General features: G+C 54.7%; 13 protein-coding genes and 4 tRNA genes. 12 read left to right on the forward strand and 5 right to left on the reverse strand.

Annotation, left to right across the window (positions count from 1 at the left end):
* Positions 1–149: 149 nt before the first annotated feature.
* From FDW95_RS21900 to FDW95_RS21920, 5 genes are all read left to right on the forward strand, one after another.
* Complete coding sequence (locus FDW95_RS21900) at positions 150–1535, forward strand: amino acid permease (RefSeq protein WP_115259850.1); 1386 nt, start codon at positions 150–152, stop codon at positions 1533–1535.
* Positions 1536–1637: 102 nt separating this feature from the next.
* Positions 1638–1714: transfer RNA gene (locus tag FDW95_RS21905), tRNA-Arg, on the forward strand.
* A 56-nt stretch (positions 1715–1770) separates the two neighbouring features.
* Positions 1771–1846: transfer RNA gene (locus tag FDW95_RS21910), tRNA-His, on the forward strand.
* A 20-nt stretch (positions 1847–1866) separates the two neighbouring features.
* A tRNA-Leu gene (locus tag FDW95_RS21915) sits at positions 1867–1952 on the forward strand.
* 41 nt (positions 1953–1993) lie between these two features.
* Positions 1994–2070: transfer RNA gene (locus FDW95_RS21920), tRNA-Pro, on the forward strand.
* Between the two features lie 633 nt (positions 2071–2703).
* Here the strand turns inward: FDW95_RS21920 and hemY are convergent.
* Genes hemY through hemC form a run of 4 tightly spaced genes read right to left on the reverse strand, consistent with a single transcriptional unit; the run spans position 2704 to position 6799 of the window.
* Positions 2704–3903: a protoheme IX biogenesis protein HemY gene (hemY, locus tag FDW95_RS21925; RefSeq protein ID WP_096759491.1), complete on the reverse strand. Its 1200-nt coding sequence runs from the start codon at positions 3901–3903 to the stop codon at positions 2704–2706.
* Between the two features lie 2 nt (positions 3904–3905).
* Positions 3906–5099 carry a uroporphyrinogen-III C-methyltransferase gene (hemX, locus tag FDW95_RS21930; RefSeq protein WP_137363613.1) on the reverse strand — a complete coding sequence of 398 codons (1194 nt, stop codon included), beginning with the start codon at positions 5097–5099 and terminating at the stop codon, positions 3906–3908.
* A gap of 21 nt (positions 5100–5120) precedes the next feature.
* Complete coding sequence (gene hemD / locus FDW95_RS21935; protein ID WP_115259847.1) at positions 5121–5861, reverse strand: uroporphyrinogen-III synthase; 741 nt, start codon at positions 5859–5861, stop codon at positions 5121–5123.
* Positions 5858–6799, reverse strand: coding sequence for a hydroxymethylbilane synthase (gene hemC / locus FDW95_RS21940; protein WP_135912796.1), 942 nt, complete (start codon positions 6797–6799; stop codon positions 5858–5860). The genes hemD and hemC overlap by 4 nt, the downstream gene beginning before the upstream one ends.
* A gap of 394 nt (positions 6800–7193) precedes the next feature.
* On the opposite strand from hemC, the gene cyaA reads away from it, so the two are divergent.
* Positions 7194–9740 (forward strand): class I adenylate cyclase, encoded by a 2547-nt coding sequence (gene cyaA / locus FDW95_RS21945; RefSeq protein WP_096758931.1) that lies wholly within the window; start codon positions 7194–7196, stop codon positions 9738–9740.
* Between the two features lie 95 nt (positions 9741–9835).
* On the opposite strand, the gene cyaY is transcribed toward cyaA, so the two are convergent.
* Complete coding sequence (cyaY, locus tag FDW95_RS21950) at positions 9836–10156, reverse strand: iron donor protein CyaY (RefSeq protein ID WP_096758930.1); 321 nt, start codon at positions 10154–10156, stop codon at positions 9836–9838.
* A gap of 139 nt (positions 10157–10295) precedes the next feature.
* Between cyaY and FDW95_RS21955 the strand changes: the two genes are divergently transcribed.
* The 6 genes from FDW95_RS21955 to uvrD all read left to right on the forward strand — a co-directional run bounded on the left by FDW95_RS21955 (position 10296) and on the right by uvrD (position 15906).
* Positions 10296–10499: a lipoprotein gene (locus tag FDW95_RS21955; protein ID WP_115259844.1), complete on the forward strand. Its 204-nt coding sequence runs from the start codon at positions 10296–10298 to the stop codon at positions 10497–10499.
* A gap of 36 nt (positions 10500–10535) precedes the next feature.
* Positions 10536–11360, forward strand: coding sequence for a diaminopimelate epimerase (gene dapF / locus FDW95_RS21960; RefSeq protein WP_003017933.1), 825 nt, complete (start codon positions 10536–10538; stop codon positions 11358–11360).
* Positions 11357–12064: a DUF484 domain-containing protein gene (locus FDW95_RS21965; protein ID WP_115259843.1), complete on the forward strand. Its 708-nt coding sequence runs from the start codon at positions 11357–11359 to the stop codon at positions 12062–12064. Before dapF ends, FDW95_RS21965 begins: the two co-directional genes overlap by 4 nt.
* The gene (gene xerC, locus FDW95_RS21970; protein ID WP_115259842.1) at positions 12061–12963 is read left to right on the forward strand and encodes a tyrosine recombinase XerC; all 903 of its coding nucleotides are present in this window, start codon (positions 12061–12063) and stop codon (positions 12961–12963) included. Before FDW95_RS21965 ends, xerC begins: the two co-directional genes overlap by 4 nt.
* Positions 12963–13679 (forward strand): 5-amino-6-(5-phospho-D-ribitylamino)uracil phosphatase YigB, encoded by a 717-nt coding sequence (yigB, locus tag FDW95_RS21975; RefSeq protein WP_096758925.1) that lies wholly within the window; start codon positions 12963–12965, stop codon positions 13677–13679. The genes xerC and yigB overlap by 1 nt, the downstream gene beginning before the upstream one ends.
* A 64-nt stretch (positions 13680–13743) precedes the next feature.
* Positions 13744–15906: a DNA helicase II gene (gene uvrD, locus FDW95_RS21980; protein ID WP_096758924.1), complete on the forward strand. Its 2163-nt coding sequence runs from the start codon at positions 13744–13746 to the stop codon at positions 15904–15906.
* Positions 15907–15931: the final 25 nt, after the last annotated feature.

Genomic DNA, 15931 nt, shown 5'->3' on the forward strand with positions numbered 1-15931 from the left:
CCATTCGCAACAATCATGATAGTGCCGTGGTGTTTTGGGTGCCAACCGTCAAGCGGTCGGCGCCGTATGGCCTGTTATGGCAAAAAAACGATGTACCCATAACGATAACCGGTCATACCGGAAAGCATACAAACACAACAAGAGGATTTATGGCAGAAAGTAAACCTGAGCTACAGCGTGGGCTGGAGGCTCGTCATATCGAATTAATTGCCCTTGGGGGCACTATTGGCGTTGGATTGTTTATGGGCGCCGCCAGCACCCTCAAATGGGCGGGGCCATCAGTTCTGTTGGCCTATATTGTCGCCGGGCTGTTCGTCTTTTTCATTATGCGTTCCATGGGCGAGATGCTGTTTCTGGAGCCGGTTGCCGGTTCATTCGCGGTGTATGCCCACCGTTATATGAGCCCCTTCTTTGGTTATCTCACTGCCTGGTCGTACTGGTTTATGTGGATGGCGGTGGGGATCTCGGAAATTACCGCCATTGGCGTCTACGTGCAGTTCTGGTTCCCGGATATGGCACAGTGGATACCCGCGCTGATTGCAGTCGGGTTAGTGGCGTTGGCAAACCTGGCGGCGGTTCGGCTGTACGGTGAAATTGAGTTCTGGTTTGCGATGATCAAAGTGACCACCATCATTGTGATGATCGTCATTGGGGTCGGCGTTATCTTCTTTGGCTTTGGTAATGGCGGCCAGGCGATTGGTTTCGGCAACTTGACCGAGCACGGCGGCTTTTTTGCCGGTGGCTGGAAAGGCTTCCTGACCGCGTTATGTATCGTGGTGGCCTCCTACCAGGGGGTGGAGCTGATCGGCATCACGGCGGGTGAAGCCAAAAATCCGCAGGTCACATTGCGTAGCGCGGTAGGGAAAGTGCTGTGGCGTATCCTGATTTTCTACGTCGGCGCGATATTTGTGATCGTCACTATCTTCCCGTGGAATGAGATTGGCAGCAACGGCAGCCCGTTCGTTCTCACGTTTGCCAAAATTGGAATTACCGCTGCGGCCGGGATTATCAACTTCGTGGTCCTGACCGCCGCGCTGTCTGGCTGCAACAGCGGGATGTATAGCTGTGGTCGTATGCTGTACGCGCTGGCGAAGAACCGTCAACTACCTGCCGTTGTTGGAAAAGTCTCTCGTCATGGCGTGCCGGTTGCTGGCGTAGCGATTTCTATCGCTATCTTGCTGATTGGCTCATGCCTGAATTACGTTATTCCGAATCCGCAGCGTGTCTTTGTGTATGTCTATAGCGCCAGTGTATTGCCGGGGATGGTACCGTGGTTTGTTATCCTGATTAGCCAGCTGCGTTTTCGTCAGGCACACAAAGAGGCGATTGCCAGCCATCCTTTCCGCTCCATTCTGTTCCCGTGGGCGAATTATTTGACGATGGCGTTCCTGATTTGCGTATTGATCGGCATGTATTTTAATGAAGATACCCGAATGTCGCTGTTTGTGGGTATGGGCTTCATACTGGCTGTGACGCTCATTTATAAGGTTTTTGGTCTGAATCGGCATGGGGAAAGCCAAAAACTGGAGGAATAAGCGACAAAACGCACATTCCGTGACCAAACGATAATTTATTTTAAAAAAGCACTAGACAGCAGACCGAGACCTCCGTAATATCCAGCCCCGCAACGGCGCTAAGCGCCCGTAGCTCAGCTGGATAGAGCGCTGCCCTCCGGAGGCAGAGGTCTCAGGTTCGAATCCTGTCGGGCGCACCATTTAGTAGGGTGCCAGAGCTGCGGTGGTTTTAATACCGCGTAAAAGATTTGCAGTGGTGGCTATAGCTCAGTTGGTAGAGCCCTGGATTGTGATTCCAGTTGTCGTGGGTTCGAATCCCATTAGCCACCCCATTAATTTAAAGTTGTGAAATGCGAAGGTGGCGGAATTGGTAGACGCGCTAGCTTCAGGTGTTAGTGTCCTTAGGATGTGGGGGTTCGAGTCCCCCCCCTCGCACCACGACTTAAAGAATTGAACTAAAAATTCAAAAAGCAGTAAAACGGCGAGTAGCGCAGCTTGGTAGCGCAACTGGTTTGGGACCAGTGGGTCGGAGGTTCGAATCCTCTCTCGCCGACCAATTTTGAACCCCGCTTCGGCGGGGTTTTTTGTTTTCTGATTTTCTCTTCTTTCAGGCACTTACACAAAGAAAGACCTGTGTGATATCGCTGCCATGTCCCGAATTACCTGATGTCTTAAAAAGTCCGAATAACTAGTTTTTGCAGTGCAATCATGGCATGCCTTGTGCAATAATATGCGTGTAGATGCTCATTCCATCTCTTATGTTCGCCATCTGGCCTCATAAACTCAGGAATGACGCAGAGCCGTTTCCGGTGCTTATCGTCCACTGACAGATGTCGCGTTAGCCTCATCAAACACCATGGACATAACGTTGAGTGAAGCACCCATTTATGTTGTCATACAGACCTGTTTAACGCCTGCTCCAAAAGAGCGGGCGTTTTTTTATGCATATCACGTCATCCTTCAAGCTGCCTCTTTGTTGGCTACGCCTGGGTTATTCGGCCCATCCCTGGGCCTCACCCCTACGGGGCCGCCGCAAACAGCGTTCAAATCTGTTCCTGACAGATTTGTCACCCCAGTCACTTACTTATGTAAGCTCTTGGGGATTCCCAGACTTGCCGTCTTGATGCATCTTGAATGATTTTGTGTATACGATTGCCCGGTAAGCGAAGTGCCACCGGGCAAGAGGGAATCACTGCGAAGGATTGTTGTTCTGTAGCGTCAGCATCAGGCCATCACGACGCATCGTGGCGGCTTCTTCCGGTTGATGCAGTCTGTCCAGCGCGTCGGCCAGCCAGGCGTAGTCGTAGGCATCCGGACGCTGTTTAAGGGCCGCACGGAAGGCGATCGTTGCCTCCTGCCATTCACCGTGCTTCATCAACGACTGACCAAGCGTACTCCACAGAAGCGGGCGATCGCCCACGGCTTTAATCTGCTGGCGCAGCACTTTTTCTATCTGCTCAGGGTTGTTGGTTTTCAGACGCGGGATAGGCAGTACCAGGCGGTCGTCATACTGGCGTTTCAGACCCTCAATGATGATTTGCTGTGCCGTATCATGATCGTCGCACTCAATCAGATGCTCAGCCATGGCGACCTGCAGGGCAACCTGATGACGGGTTTTACGGTTCTGGTTTTTCCACCATGCGCGTAGACCCTCACTACCCTGATCGGCGCGAACCTGATCCATCAGGCCCACCCAGGCTTGTTGTTCCAGCATGGCACGGTGTTCTTCATCACCCACGCGTGCTTTGGCCATAGAAGGAATGATATCCAGTAAGGAACTCCATGCACCGGTGCGAATGTAAGCCTGCTCAGCCAGACGCAGAACTTCCGGGTGACGCGGCGTCACTTCCAGCAGCTTGTCGACGCTGTGGCGCGCGGCGTGGTCCTCATTGCGGGCCAACTGTAGGCGAACACGGGTGATGTCCACCGGGATTGTATCGTTCCCGGCCAGTTCAGCTGCACGTTCAAGGTGCTGATTAGCGCGAGCTTCATCACCACGCTGCTGAGCCGCTTCTGCTGCCAGAAGATAATTGACTACCGGCTGTTCCGCGTGATCGGCATTTTTCGACATCAGTTTTTCAACCTGCTGATAGTCGCCTTCTGCCAGCTTGAGCAGAGCCTGCTCGGTCTGCTTACGTGCACGGCGGCGCTTGCGACCCACAAACCAGCCGCGCGTATGCGCACCGGTGCGGAAAATACGGCGCAGCAGCCATTCAATCGCAAACAGAATGACCATGGCGACGATCAGGATGATCACCAGACCCGTCACGCTGGTTTCAATGTTGTAGTTGTCTGTTTGGATCAGCACGTATCCCTGATGACCGGCGATCATTGGGCCGACGACGATCCCGGCGATCAGCAGCACAAAGAGCAATAATACTTTTAGCATCATTATTCTCCCTGCGGCGCGGTTGCCGGCGTGTCAGCCTGAGGTGCAGGTGCAGGTGCAGGTGCAGTTTCAGCCTCGGCTGGAGAGGTTGTTGGCTGTGCCAGTAAATTACGCACGCGGGTTTGCATGAGCTTCTCGAGAATGGTCTGGCTCTGCAACGTGTCCGGCACGTTCATACTGATGCTTTGCTGGCTCAGCTGATCCACTTCATCAAGAAACGCTTTGGTGGTTGCATCGTCGGTGTCGTAATAGGCGCGTACCCAGGTGGAGACATTCTCCAGCGCCTGGCGATAGGTTTCTTCCTGATGACGTGGCACGGCTTGTGCGGCCACTAACAGGCGAGAACGGATATTTTCGCGCAGGTAAACGTCCTGATTTGGTGCCAGTAGCGGAACGGCAGTTTCATCGCGACGGCGAATGGTAATAAAGCTGTCCATAAAGTTCTGCCAGCTTTTTTGCAGATTGACGCGCCATTCGCTAATAGAGCTGGAAAGCTCACTGCTGTCGGAATCCATCGGTGAATCGTCGGTGTTGTTGTCCGCCAGGCGTAGGTTATCAATCTGGTTAGAGAGCTGATTTACCTTGAGGATAATGCCGTCGTAGTCGACCTGTGAAACCGCAGACAGGCTGGCGATATCATCGGTGATGGCGCGACGGGCGGTAATCAAACTGGGATCGTTCATGTCTGCCAGGCTGGCATCGGCGCTTTTCAGCAGCGCTGCCGCAGACGTAACGTCCTGATCGCTCCATAATTTACGTCCGGCCAGTTTCACCAGGAAATCAGCCTGTGCCAGCAGCCAGGTTTTTGCATCACTGCCGGAGATGGTGGCGACCTTCTGCTGGACTTCATCAAGCTGTTTGACCAGCGCGGCCTGCTGTCGACTGGCTTCATCCAGCTGTGTGGCCTGCTGTTTAATAATGCCTTCCAGCTCGCTCTTCTGACTTTCCTGCGCTTTTTGTAGCGCGATGAGCTGAGTCGCCAGCGCATCGCTGGTTGCTGTTTGCGTTGTTGCCTGCTGTTTCGCCCAGCCATACAGACCCACGCCCGCCGCCAGTGCAATCGCAATTGCCACTGCGCTCAGGATCAGTGCGGTGTTGTTGTGGTTCTTTTTTTCTGCTTTGACTGGCTGTGGCGTTGTTTCCACGGCCTCCCTGGTCTCTTCAACCACGGCGGAGGATTTTTCTTGTTCCGTCATTATGGCATCCCATTATGAGAGTTATTGTAATGCGCGCAGTAGCGCATCGTTGTCGGCGTTATCAGCGACCTTAATATCTTGCCAGCCCAGTTCCCGGGCGAGGTGCGCCAGACGCTCACTGACGACCAGCAGCCGACAGCGTAGTAACCAGTGCTCACGATACCACTGCGGAATAAGAGACCAGAGCTGTTGCAGCATCTCTCCGCTGGTGATAACCACCGTCGTCACACCGCGTGAATGCCAGCGCATCGCCTCTTCTGCACCATCGTAATGTTTTGCACTGCGTTGATAACATTCACAAAAATCAACATCTGCACCACGAGCTGTTAAGGTTTCGCCTATCAGCTCACGACCGCCGTTGCCGCGTAAAATAAGCGCGCGTTTTCCCGCAATATTTTGTAATTCAGGTAATTGTAGCAAGACTTCGCTGATTTCCCGATCCAGCGGATAGTGAATATTGCATCCGCTCACGGTATGCAATGCCAGCGCTGTTGTGCGACCGATAGCAAAATAGCGCGGGAGAGTGGGCCAGTTTGCCCCCTGCTGCGAAAGCTCGGCGTCGGCAAAGGTGACGGCATGCTGCGAGAGAGCAAAGACCAGATCGTTTTCCGTGAGCGCCGACAGCCGGGAGGCTAGCGTTGCCAGTTCCCGACCGGGCGAAAACTCGATAAGCGGAAAACTCCAGGCCACCTGCCCCAGTGTGCGCAGACGGCTCACTAACTCTTCCCCTGCGGGAGACGGGCGGGTGACCAGAATACTCATGCCGGTGCTTCTCCGTTATAAACGTCAGCCAGAATGGTGCGCGCACCGTTCTCTAACAGTTCTTCCGCCAGGGAAATGCCCATTTGTTCGGCATCCTGCGGTGCACCACGACGCTCTCCACACACCATCTGCGACCCGTCAGGTGCACCGACCAGCGCTCGTAGCCAAATCTCACCGTTGATGAGTTCTGCATAGCTGCCAATAGGCACCTGACAGCCCCCTTCCAGGCGGGTGTTCATGGCGCGTTCCGCTTTGACGCGCAGGGCGGTTTCTTCATGGTTGAGCGGGGCCAGCAGCGCCTGGGTACGTAGATCGTCAAGTCGACATTCTATGCCCACAGCACCTTGCCCGACAGCTGGCAGAGAGACCTCTGGCGGCAGCGCGGTCCGGACGCGTGACTCAAGCCCTAAACGCTTTAGCCCGGCGACGGCAAGAATAATGGCGTCATAGTCGCCGTTATCCAGTTTGCTCAGGCGTGTGCCCACGTTGCCACGCAATGAGCGGATAACAAGATCCGGGCGCTGCTTCGCCAATTGGCACTGGCGACGTAGGCTCGACGTCCCAACGATGCTGCCTTCCGGGAGGTCATCCAGTGAGTTAAATTTATTTGAGACAAACGCATCGCGTGGATCTTCGCGTTCACAGATAGTAACCAGCCCAAGTCCTTCAGGGAACTCGACCGGCACATCCTTCATGGAATGCACGGCGATATCGGCGCGTTTTTCTAACAGCGCGACTTCCAGCTCTTTGACAAATAAACCTTTCCCCCCGACTTTCGCCAGCGGAGTATCCAGGATCACGTCGCCACGGGTCACCATAGGGACCAGTTCAACGACCAGACCGGGGTGATTTGCCATTAAAGCGTCTTTGACATAATGTGCCTGCCAGAGCGCAAGGGGGCTTTGGCGTGTGGCAATTCTCAAAACATTGTCTAACATGCTTGTTACCGTCATTATCAATCATTAACCATCCTAACATCCTTATCAAAGGGATGTCAGCGTTACGCTCAAACGTAGTGAGACGAAAAGGCGCTGCATCATCACTGGCAGTGATTAATGACGAGATACCTCCCGACCGTATGAAGGAATTTACACGCAACGAACGGTGCTACACTTGTATGTAGCGCATCTTTCTTTACGGTCAATGAGCAAGGTGTTAAATTGATCACGTTTTAGACCATTTTTTCGGCTGTACTCCCTAAAAAAAGTGCGGAGAAAAAAAGGTAACGGTTATTTTTGACATACGGTTTATCCGAATTGCTGAAGAGTGTTGGTAAGCGCATGCGCTGCAGCAGTCGACACCATGACGGATAGCAAAATCAGGCGATACGTCTTGTACCTCTATATTGAGACTCTGAAACAGAGACTGGATGCCATAAATCAACTGCGTGTCGATCGCGCGCTTGCTGCCATGGGCCCTGCTTTTCAGCAGGTATACAGTCTGCTGCCGACATTATTGCACTACCACCATCCGCTGATGCCGGGTTACCTCGATGGTAACGTTCCCAAAGGCATATGCTTTTACACGCCTGATGAAACCCAACGTCACTACCTGAATGAGCTGGAGCTGTACCGCGGCATGTCACCGCAGGACCCCCCGAAGGGTGAGCTGCCGATTACCGGCGTTTACTCGATGGGCAGCACCTCTTCAGTCGGGCAAAGCTGTTCCTCTGACCTGGATATCTGGGTCTGCCATCAATCCTGGCTGGATAGCGAAGAGCGCCAGTTGCTGCAGCGTAAATGCAGCCTGCTGGAAAGCTGGGCCGCCTCGCTGGGCGTGGAAGTCAGTTTCTTCCTGATTGATGAAAACCGTTTCCGTCACAATGAAAGCGGCAGTCTGGGTGGTGAAGACTGTGGCTCAACGCAGCACATCCTGTTGCTTGATGAATTTTATCGCACCGCCGTGCGCCTCGCGGGCAAACGTATTCTATGGAATATGGTGCCGGGCGACGAAGAAGAGCATTACGACGATTACGTTATGACGCTCTACGCACAGGGGGTGTTAACGCCAAACGAATGGCTGGATCTGGGTGGGCTCAGCTCGCTTTCCGCCGAAGAGTACTTTGGCGCCAGCCTTTGGCAGTTGTACAAGAGTATCGACTCCCCGTACAAAGCGGTGCTGAAAACGCTGCTGTTGGAAGCGTATTCCTGGGAATACCCCAATCCACGCCTGTTGGCGAAAGACATTAAACAGCGCCTGCACGACGGCGAGATCGTCTCTTTTGGTCTCGATCCGTACTGCATGATGCTGGAGCGCGTGACCGAGTACCTCACGGCAATCGAAGATCCGACGCGCCTCGATTTAGTTCGTCGATGTTTCTACTTAAAAGTGTGCGAGAAACTGAGCCGCGAGCGCGCCTGTGTGGGCTGGCGTCGTGAAGTGCTAAGTCAGTTAGTGAAAGAGTGGGGCTGGGACGACGCCCGTCTTACCATGCTGGATAACCGCGCCAACTGGAAGATTGACCAGGTTCGTGAAGCGCACAACGAACTGCTCGATGCGATGATGCAGAGCTACCGTAACCTGATCCGCTTCGCGCGTCGTAACAACCTCAGCGTCAGCGCCAGCCCGCAGGACATTGGCGTGCTGACCCGTAAGCTTTACGCTGCGTTTGAGGCCCTGCCGGGCAAAGTGACGCTGGTGAACCCGCAGATCTCACCGGACCTCTCGGAACCGTATCTGACCTTTATCCATGTGCCGCCGGGTCGTGCTAACCGTTCAGGTTGGTATCTCTACAACCGTGCGCCCAACATGGATTCGATCATCAGCCATCAGCCGCTGGAATATAACCGCTACCTGAACAAACTGGTGGCGTGGGCGTGGTTTAACGGTCTGCTGACATCACGTACGCATTTGTTTATTAAGGGTAACGGCATTGTCGATCTGCCGAAGCTGCAGGAGATGGTCGCTGACGTATCGCACCACTTCCCGCTGCGCTTGCCGGCACCTACACCGAAAGCGCTGTACAGCCCGTGTGAGATTCGCCATCTGGCGATTATCGTCAACCTTGAATACGACCCGACGGCGGCATTCCGCAATCAGGTGGTGCATTTTGATTTCCGTAAGCTGGACGTCTTCAGCTTTGGCGAAGAACAAAATTGCCTGGTCGGTAGCGTAGACCTGCTGTACCGCAACTCGTGGAACGAAGTACGTACGCTGCACTTCAACGGCGAGCAGGCGATGATTGAAGCGTTAAAAACGATTCTCGGCAAAATGCATCAAGATGCGGCACCGCCGGACAGCGTCGAGGTCTTCTGTTATAGCCAGCATTTACGTGGTCTGATCCGTACACGCGTCCAGCAACTGGTGTCCGAGTGCATTGAGCTGCGCCTTTCCAGTACACGCCATGAAACCGGTCGCTTCAAAGCGCTGCGCGTTGCCGGGCAGACGTGGGGACTGTTCTTTGAGCGTTTGAATGTGTCGGTACAGAAACTGGAAAACGCCATTGAATTCTACGGCGCAATTTCACACAACAAGCTGCACGGTCTTTCCGTTCAGGTTGAGACCAATCACGTGAAATTACCGTCTGTAGTGGATGGTTTTGCCAGTGAAGGGATCATCCAGTTCTTTTTCGAAGAAACGGGTGATGAGCAGGGCTTTAATATCTACATTCTGGACGAGAGTAATCGGGTCGAGGTGTATCACCATTGCGAAGGCAGCAAAGAAGAGCTGGTTCGCGATGTTAGCCGCTTCTACTCCTCGTCGCACGATCGCTTTACCTACGGCTCCAGCTTCATTAACTTTAATCTGCCGCAGTTCTATCAGATTGTGAAAACCGATGGTCGCGCGCAGGTTATCCCGTTCCGTACCCAGCCGATTAACCCGGTCCCGCCGGCTAATCAGGATAATGACACGCCGATGTTGCAGCAGTATTTTTCGTGATTATTGTGCCGGATGGCGGTGTAAACACCTTATCCGGCCTACAATTGACGCGAAACGGGTAGGCCGGATAAGCAAAGCGCATCCGGCACAAGACCTCAACGGAAGCTCACGGCTTCTCCCGCCTGTTGCGTTGCAGCCTGCTCCAGCAGATCCCAGAAGCGTTCACCGCTACGGTCGCAAATCCATTCGTCACCTTTCAAGTTAAAATGGTAGCCACCCTGTTTGGTCGCCAGCCACACCTGATGCAGCGGCTCCTGACGGTTAATAATAATCTTGCTGCCGTTTTCAAAGCTGATGGTCAGCACGCCGCCGTTGATCTCACAGTCGATATCGCTGTCGCCGTCCCAGTCGTCCAGACGCTCTTCAATGGTCATCCACAGGGTGTCGGCAAGGCGGTGAAATTCACTGTCGTTCATTGGTGTTTTTCCGTTTTTTCATGATGGCGAGAGTATAACCTGAAAGAATTCACGTTGCAGTTTTAGCCAAACTCTTGCTTTTACGTCTTCTCCTGCGATGATAGAAAACAGAAAGTATGAACTTTACGGGCAATCCATAATGAAAAACGTGTTTCAGGCACTCGCTGTACTTCTTACTCTGTTCAGCCTGACGGGCTGTGGTCTGAAAGGTCCACTCTATTTCCCGCCAGCAGATAAAACCGCGCCGCCACCGACGAAGCCAGTTGAAACGCAATCGCAGTCCACAGTGCCCGATCGAAACGATCGAGCAACGGGAGATGGGCCTTCCCAGGTAAACTACTAAAGCGAAGTCTCTGTACCCGCGTGAACGGAGTGAACGATGCAATTCTCTAAAATGCATGGCCTTGGCAACGATTTTATGGTCGTCGACGCGGTAACGCAGAATGTCTTTTTTTCACCTGAGCTGATCCGCCGCCTGGCCGACAGGCATCTTGGTGTGGGATTTGATCAGCTGCTGGTGGTTGAGCCTCCGTATGATCCGGAGCTGGATTTCCATTACCGTATCTTTAATGCTGACGGTAGCGAAGTGTCGCAGTGCGGTAACGGTGCCCGTTGTTTTGCGCGTTTTGTACGCCTGAAAGGGCTGACCAATAAACGTGATATCCGCGTCAGTACGGCGAATGGCCGCATGGTATTAACTGTGACGGATGATGAGCTGGTGCGGGTCAATATGGGCGAGCCCAATTTTGAACCCTCGCAGGTGCCTTTTCGCGCCAATAAAGCAGAGAAGACCTATATTATGCGGGCGGCCGAGCAGACAGTATTGTGCGGCGTGGTATCAATGGGGAATCCACACTGCGTCATTCAGGTTGATGATGTGGATACGGCCACGGTGGAAACGCTGGGACCGGTTCTGGAAAGCCATGAACGCTTTCCTGAGCGCGCCAATATTGGATTTATGCAAGTGGTGAAACGCGAGCACATCCGGCTGCGCGTCTATGAACGTGGGGCGGGTGAAACGCAGGCCTGTGGCAGCGGAGCGTGCGCTGCTGTCGCTGTTGGTATTCAGCAGGGTCTGCTGGCAGAAGAAGTGCGCGTGGAACTACCGGGCGGTCGCCTTGATATCGCCTGGAAAGGCCCGGGTCATCCGTTGTATATGACTGGCCCGGCGGCACATGTCTACGACGGATTTATTCATCTATGAAGCAACCAGGGGAAGAACTACAGGAAACGCTCATGGAGCTTGACGATCGGGCGGTCGTCGAATATCTACAACGTCACCCTGAGTTTTTTATCCGTAATGCGCAAGCGGTTGAAGCGATGCGCGTCCCGCACCCGGTGCGGGGTACGATCTCTTTAGTTGAATGGCATATGGCTCGAGCGCGTAATCACATCAACGTGCTTGAAGAGAACATGACGCTATTGATGGAACAGGCTAACGCCAACGAAAGTCTGTTTTATCGCCTGTTAAATCTGCAAGGACGGCTGGCGGCGGCCAGCAGCCTCGACGATATGCTGATGCGATTTCATCGCTGGGCACGTGAACTGGGGCTGGCTGGCGCGACGGTTCGTCTGTTCCCGGATCGCTGGCGGCTTGGCGCCCCTTCAAAGTTTACCCATCTGGCATTAAGTCGTCAGGCCTTCGAGCCGCTGCGTATTCAGCGTCTCGGGCAGTCACAGCACTATCTGGGTCCGCTCAATGGCCCGGAACTGCTGGTGATGATGCCGGAGGCGAAAGCGATTGGTTCGGTAGCCATGTCGATGTTGGGGCAAGATGGTTCCCTTGGCGTCATGCTGTTCAGCAGCCGTGATGTTAATCATTACCAGCAAGGGCAAGGCACGCAGCTATTGCAGGAAATCTCGCTGATGTTGCCGGAACTGCTGGAGCGCTGGATTGAACGCGTATGACCGACTCACCGCTTTCTCAGGACGTTGCACGCTTCTTACGCTATCTGGGCGTGGAGCGTCAGCTTAGTCCCATCACGTTGCTCAATTATCGGCGTCAGCTGGATGCCATCATCGCGATAGCCGAAGAAACCGGCCTGCAAAGCTGGCAACAATGTGATGCTGCAAGGGTGCGCAGTGTTGCTGTGCGCAGTCGCCGCAACGGTCTGGGACCGGCGAGCCTGGCATTGCGCCTCTCCGCCTTACGCAGTTTCTTCGACTGGCTGGTGAATCAGGGTGAGCTGAAAGCCAACCCGGCAAAAGGTATTTCTGCGCCGAAGGCACCGCGGCATCTGCCGAAAAATATTGATGTGGATGACGTTAACCGACTGCTGGATATCGATCTCAACGATCCCCTCGCCGTGCGCGACCGGGCTATGCTGGAGGTGATGTACGGCGCGGGACTGCGTTTGTCGGAACTGGTTGGCCTGGATATTAAACATCTCGATCTCGACACCGGCGAAGTGTGGGTGATGGGTAAAGGCAGCAAAGAGCGCCGCCTGCCAATTGGCCGCAATGCGGTGGCTTGGATTGAACACTGGCTGGATCTGCGCGGGCTTTTCGGCAGTGACGAAGACGCGCTTTTTCTGTCAAAACTGGGCAAACGTATCTCCGCGCGTAACGTGCAGAAACGTTTTGCCGAATGGGGTATCAAGCAGGGGCTGAATAGCCATGTGCATCCCCATAAACTGCGCCACTCGTTTGCGACGCATATGCTGGAGTCGAGCGGCGACCTGCGCGGGGTACAAGAGCTGTTGGGACACGCCAACCTCTCTACCACGCAAATCTATACCCATCTTGATTTTCAACACCTGGCTTCAGTGTACGATGCGGCGCATCCGCGCGCCAAACGGGGGAAATAATGCGTTTTTACCGGCCTTTGGGGCGTATTTCTGCGCTCACCTTTGACCTTGATGACACCCTTTACGATAACCGTCCCGTTATCACGCGCACCGAGCAGGAAGCGCTCGCGTTTGTGCAAAATTATCACCCGGCGCTGAGCTCCTTACAAAATACCGACCTGCAGCGCCTGCGCCAGGCTGTGCGCGACGCCGAGCCGGATATTTACCATGACGTCACCCAATGGCGTCATCGTGCCGTAGAGCGCGCTATGCTGGAGGCTGGCCTGTCGGCGGCAGAGGCGAAAATGGGGGCAAACGCGGCGATGATGAACTTCGCCAAATGGCGCAGCCGCATCGACGTCCCGCAATCTACGCATGACACGTTGAAGGTACTGGCCCGCAAGTGGCCGCTGGTGGCGATCACCAACGGTAACGCGCAGCCGGAGCTGTTTGGTCTGGGCGAATATTTTGAGTTTGTACTGCGTGCCGGCCCCGATGGGCGATCAAAACCGTTCAGCGACATGTATTTGCTGGCGGCGGAAAAACTGAATATGCCCATGGGTGAGATCCTGCACGTCGGTGACGACCTGACGACAGATGTCGCCGGGGCCATCCGCTGTGGCATGCAGGCCTGCTGGATCAAGCCGGAAAATGCCGACCTGATGCAAACCGCTGACAGCCGTTTACTGCCGCATATCGAAATTTCACAGTTGGCATCTCTGACCTCGCTGATATAATCATCAACAACTCTGTATAAATTCCCAGGGGTCCGGCTGGGCCCTGTTGATTCCGGCGGTGCCAATGGACGTTTCTTACCTGCTCGATAGCCTCAATGACGAACAGCGCCAGGCTGTGGCCGCGCCACGCAGCAACATGCTGGTTCTCGCAGGCGCGGGGAGTGGTAAAACGCGCGTGCTGGTACACCGCATAGCCTGGTTACTGACGGTTGAAAACAACTCGCCATACTCGATTATGGCCGTGACCTTTACCAACAAAGCGGCGGCAGAAATGCGCCACCGTATTGGTCAAATCATGGGAACCAGCCAGGGCGGTATGTGGGTCGGTACCTTCCACGGTCTGGCACACCGCCTGCTGCGTGCGCACCATATGGATGCCAACCTGCCGCAGGATTTCCAGATCCTCGACAGCGAAGACCAGCTGCGCCTGCTGAAGCGTCTGATCAAAGCGATGAACCTCGATGAGAAGCAGTGGCCAGCGCGCCAGGCAATGTGGTTTATCAACAGCCAGAAAGACGAAGGGCTGCGCCCGCACCATTTGCAGAGCTACGGCAATCCGGTCGAGCAAACCTGGCAGAAGGTTTACCAGGCCTACCAGGAAGCGTGCGATCGCGCCGGGCTGGTGGATTTCGCCGAGCTGCTGCTGCGCGCGCATGAACTGTGGCTCAACAAACCGCACATTCTGCAGCACTACCGCGAACGTTTTACCAACATCCTGGTGGACGAATTCCAGGATACGAACAATATCCAGTACGCCTGGATCCGCCTGCTGGCGGGTGACACCGGCAAGGTGATGATCGTCGGCGATGATGATCAGTCAATCTACGGTTGGCGCGGGGCGCAGGTGGAAAATATCCAGCGCTTCCTCAACGACTTCCCCGGTGCCGAAACTATTCGTCTGGAGCAGAACTACCGCTCGACCAATAATATCCTTAGCGCGGCTAACGCCCTGATTGAAAACAATAACGGGCGTTTGGGTAAAAAGCTGTGGACCGAGGGCGTCGACGGTGAGCCGATCTCACTCTATTGCGCGTTCAACGAACTCGATGAAGCGCGTTTTGTGGTTAACCGCATCAAAGCCTGGCAAGACAATGGCGGTCAGTTGACACAGTGCGCCATTCTTTATCGCAGCAACGCCCAGTCGCGCGTGCTGGAAGAAGCGCTGTTGCAGGCTAGTATGCCGTACCGTATTTACGGTGGAATGCGCTTCTTCGAGCGCCAGGAAATCAAAGACGCGCTCTCTTACCTGCGTCTGATAGCTAATCGTAACGACGACGCCGCGTTCGAGCGTGTGGTGAATACCCCCACGCGCGGTATCGGCGATCGTACGCTGGACGTGGTGCGGCAGACCTCGCGCGACCGCCAGCTGACAATGTGGCAGGCGTGTCGTGAACTGCTGCAGGAAAAAGCCCTGGCCGGGCGTGCCGCCAGCGCACTACAGCGCTTTATGGAACTTATCGACGCACTGGCGCAGGAAACCGCCGATATGCCGCTGCACGTGCAGACCGACCGGGTAATAAAAGACTCCGGCCTGCGCATGATGTACGAGCAGGAAAAAGGTGAGAAGGGCCAGACGCGTATCGAAAACTTAGAGGAACTGGTGACGGCAACGCGCCAGTTCAGCTACAACGAAGAAGACGAAGACTTGATGCCGCTACAGGCGTTCCTCTCCCACGCGGCGCTGGAAGCGGGCGAAGGGCAGGCGGATACCTGGCAGGATGCGGTCCAGCTAATGACCTTGCACTCGGCCAAAGGTCTGGAGTTCCCGCAGGTGTTTATCGTCGGAATGGAAGAGGGCATGTTCCCCAGCCAGATGTCACTCGATGAAGGTGGGCGCCTCGAAGAGGAACGCCGCCTGGCCTATGTGGGCGTTACCCGTGCGATGCAGAAACTGACGTTGACCTACGCCGAAACGCGTCGCCTGTACGGCAAAGAGGTTTACCACCGTCCATCCCGGTTTATTGGTGAATTACCAGAGACCTGCGTGGAAGAGGTTCGCCTGCGCGCCACGGTCAGCCGTCCGGTAAGTCATCAACGGATGGGTACGCCGATGGCGGAGAACGACACCGGCTATAAGCTCGGTCAGCGTGTGCGTCACGCCAAATTTGGCGAGGGCACCATCGTCAACCTGGAAGGTAGCGGTGAACACAGTCGTTTGCAGGTCGCGTTCCAGGGGCAGGGGATCAAATGGCTGGTTGCCGCCTACGCCAGGCTAGAAACCGTTTGATCGCCTGATGGCGCTACGCTTATCA

Origin of the sequence: Citrobacter sp. wls718, assembly GCF_005280945.1 — a bacterium.
Classification (GTDB): Bacteria; Pseudomonadota; Gammaproteobacteria; order Enterobacterales; family Enterobacteriaceae; genus Citrobacter; species Citrobacter gillenii.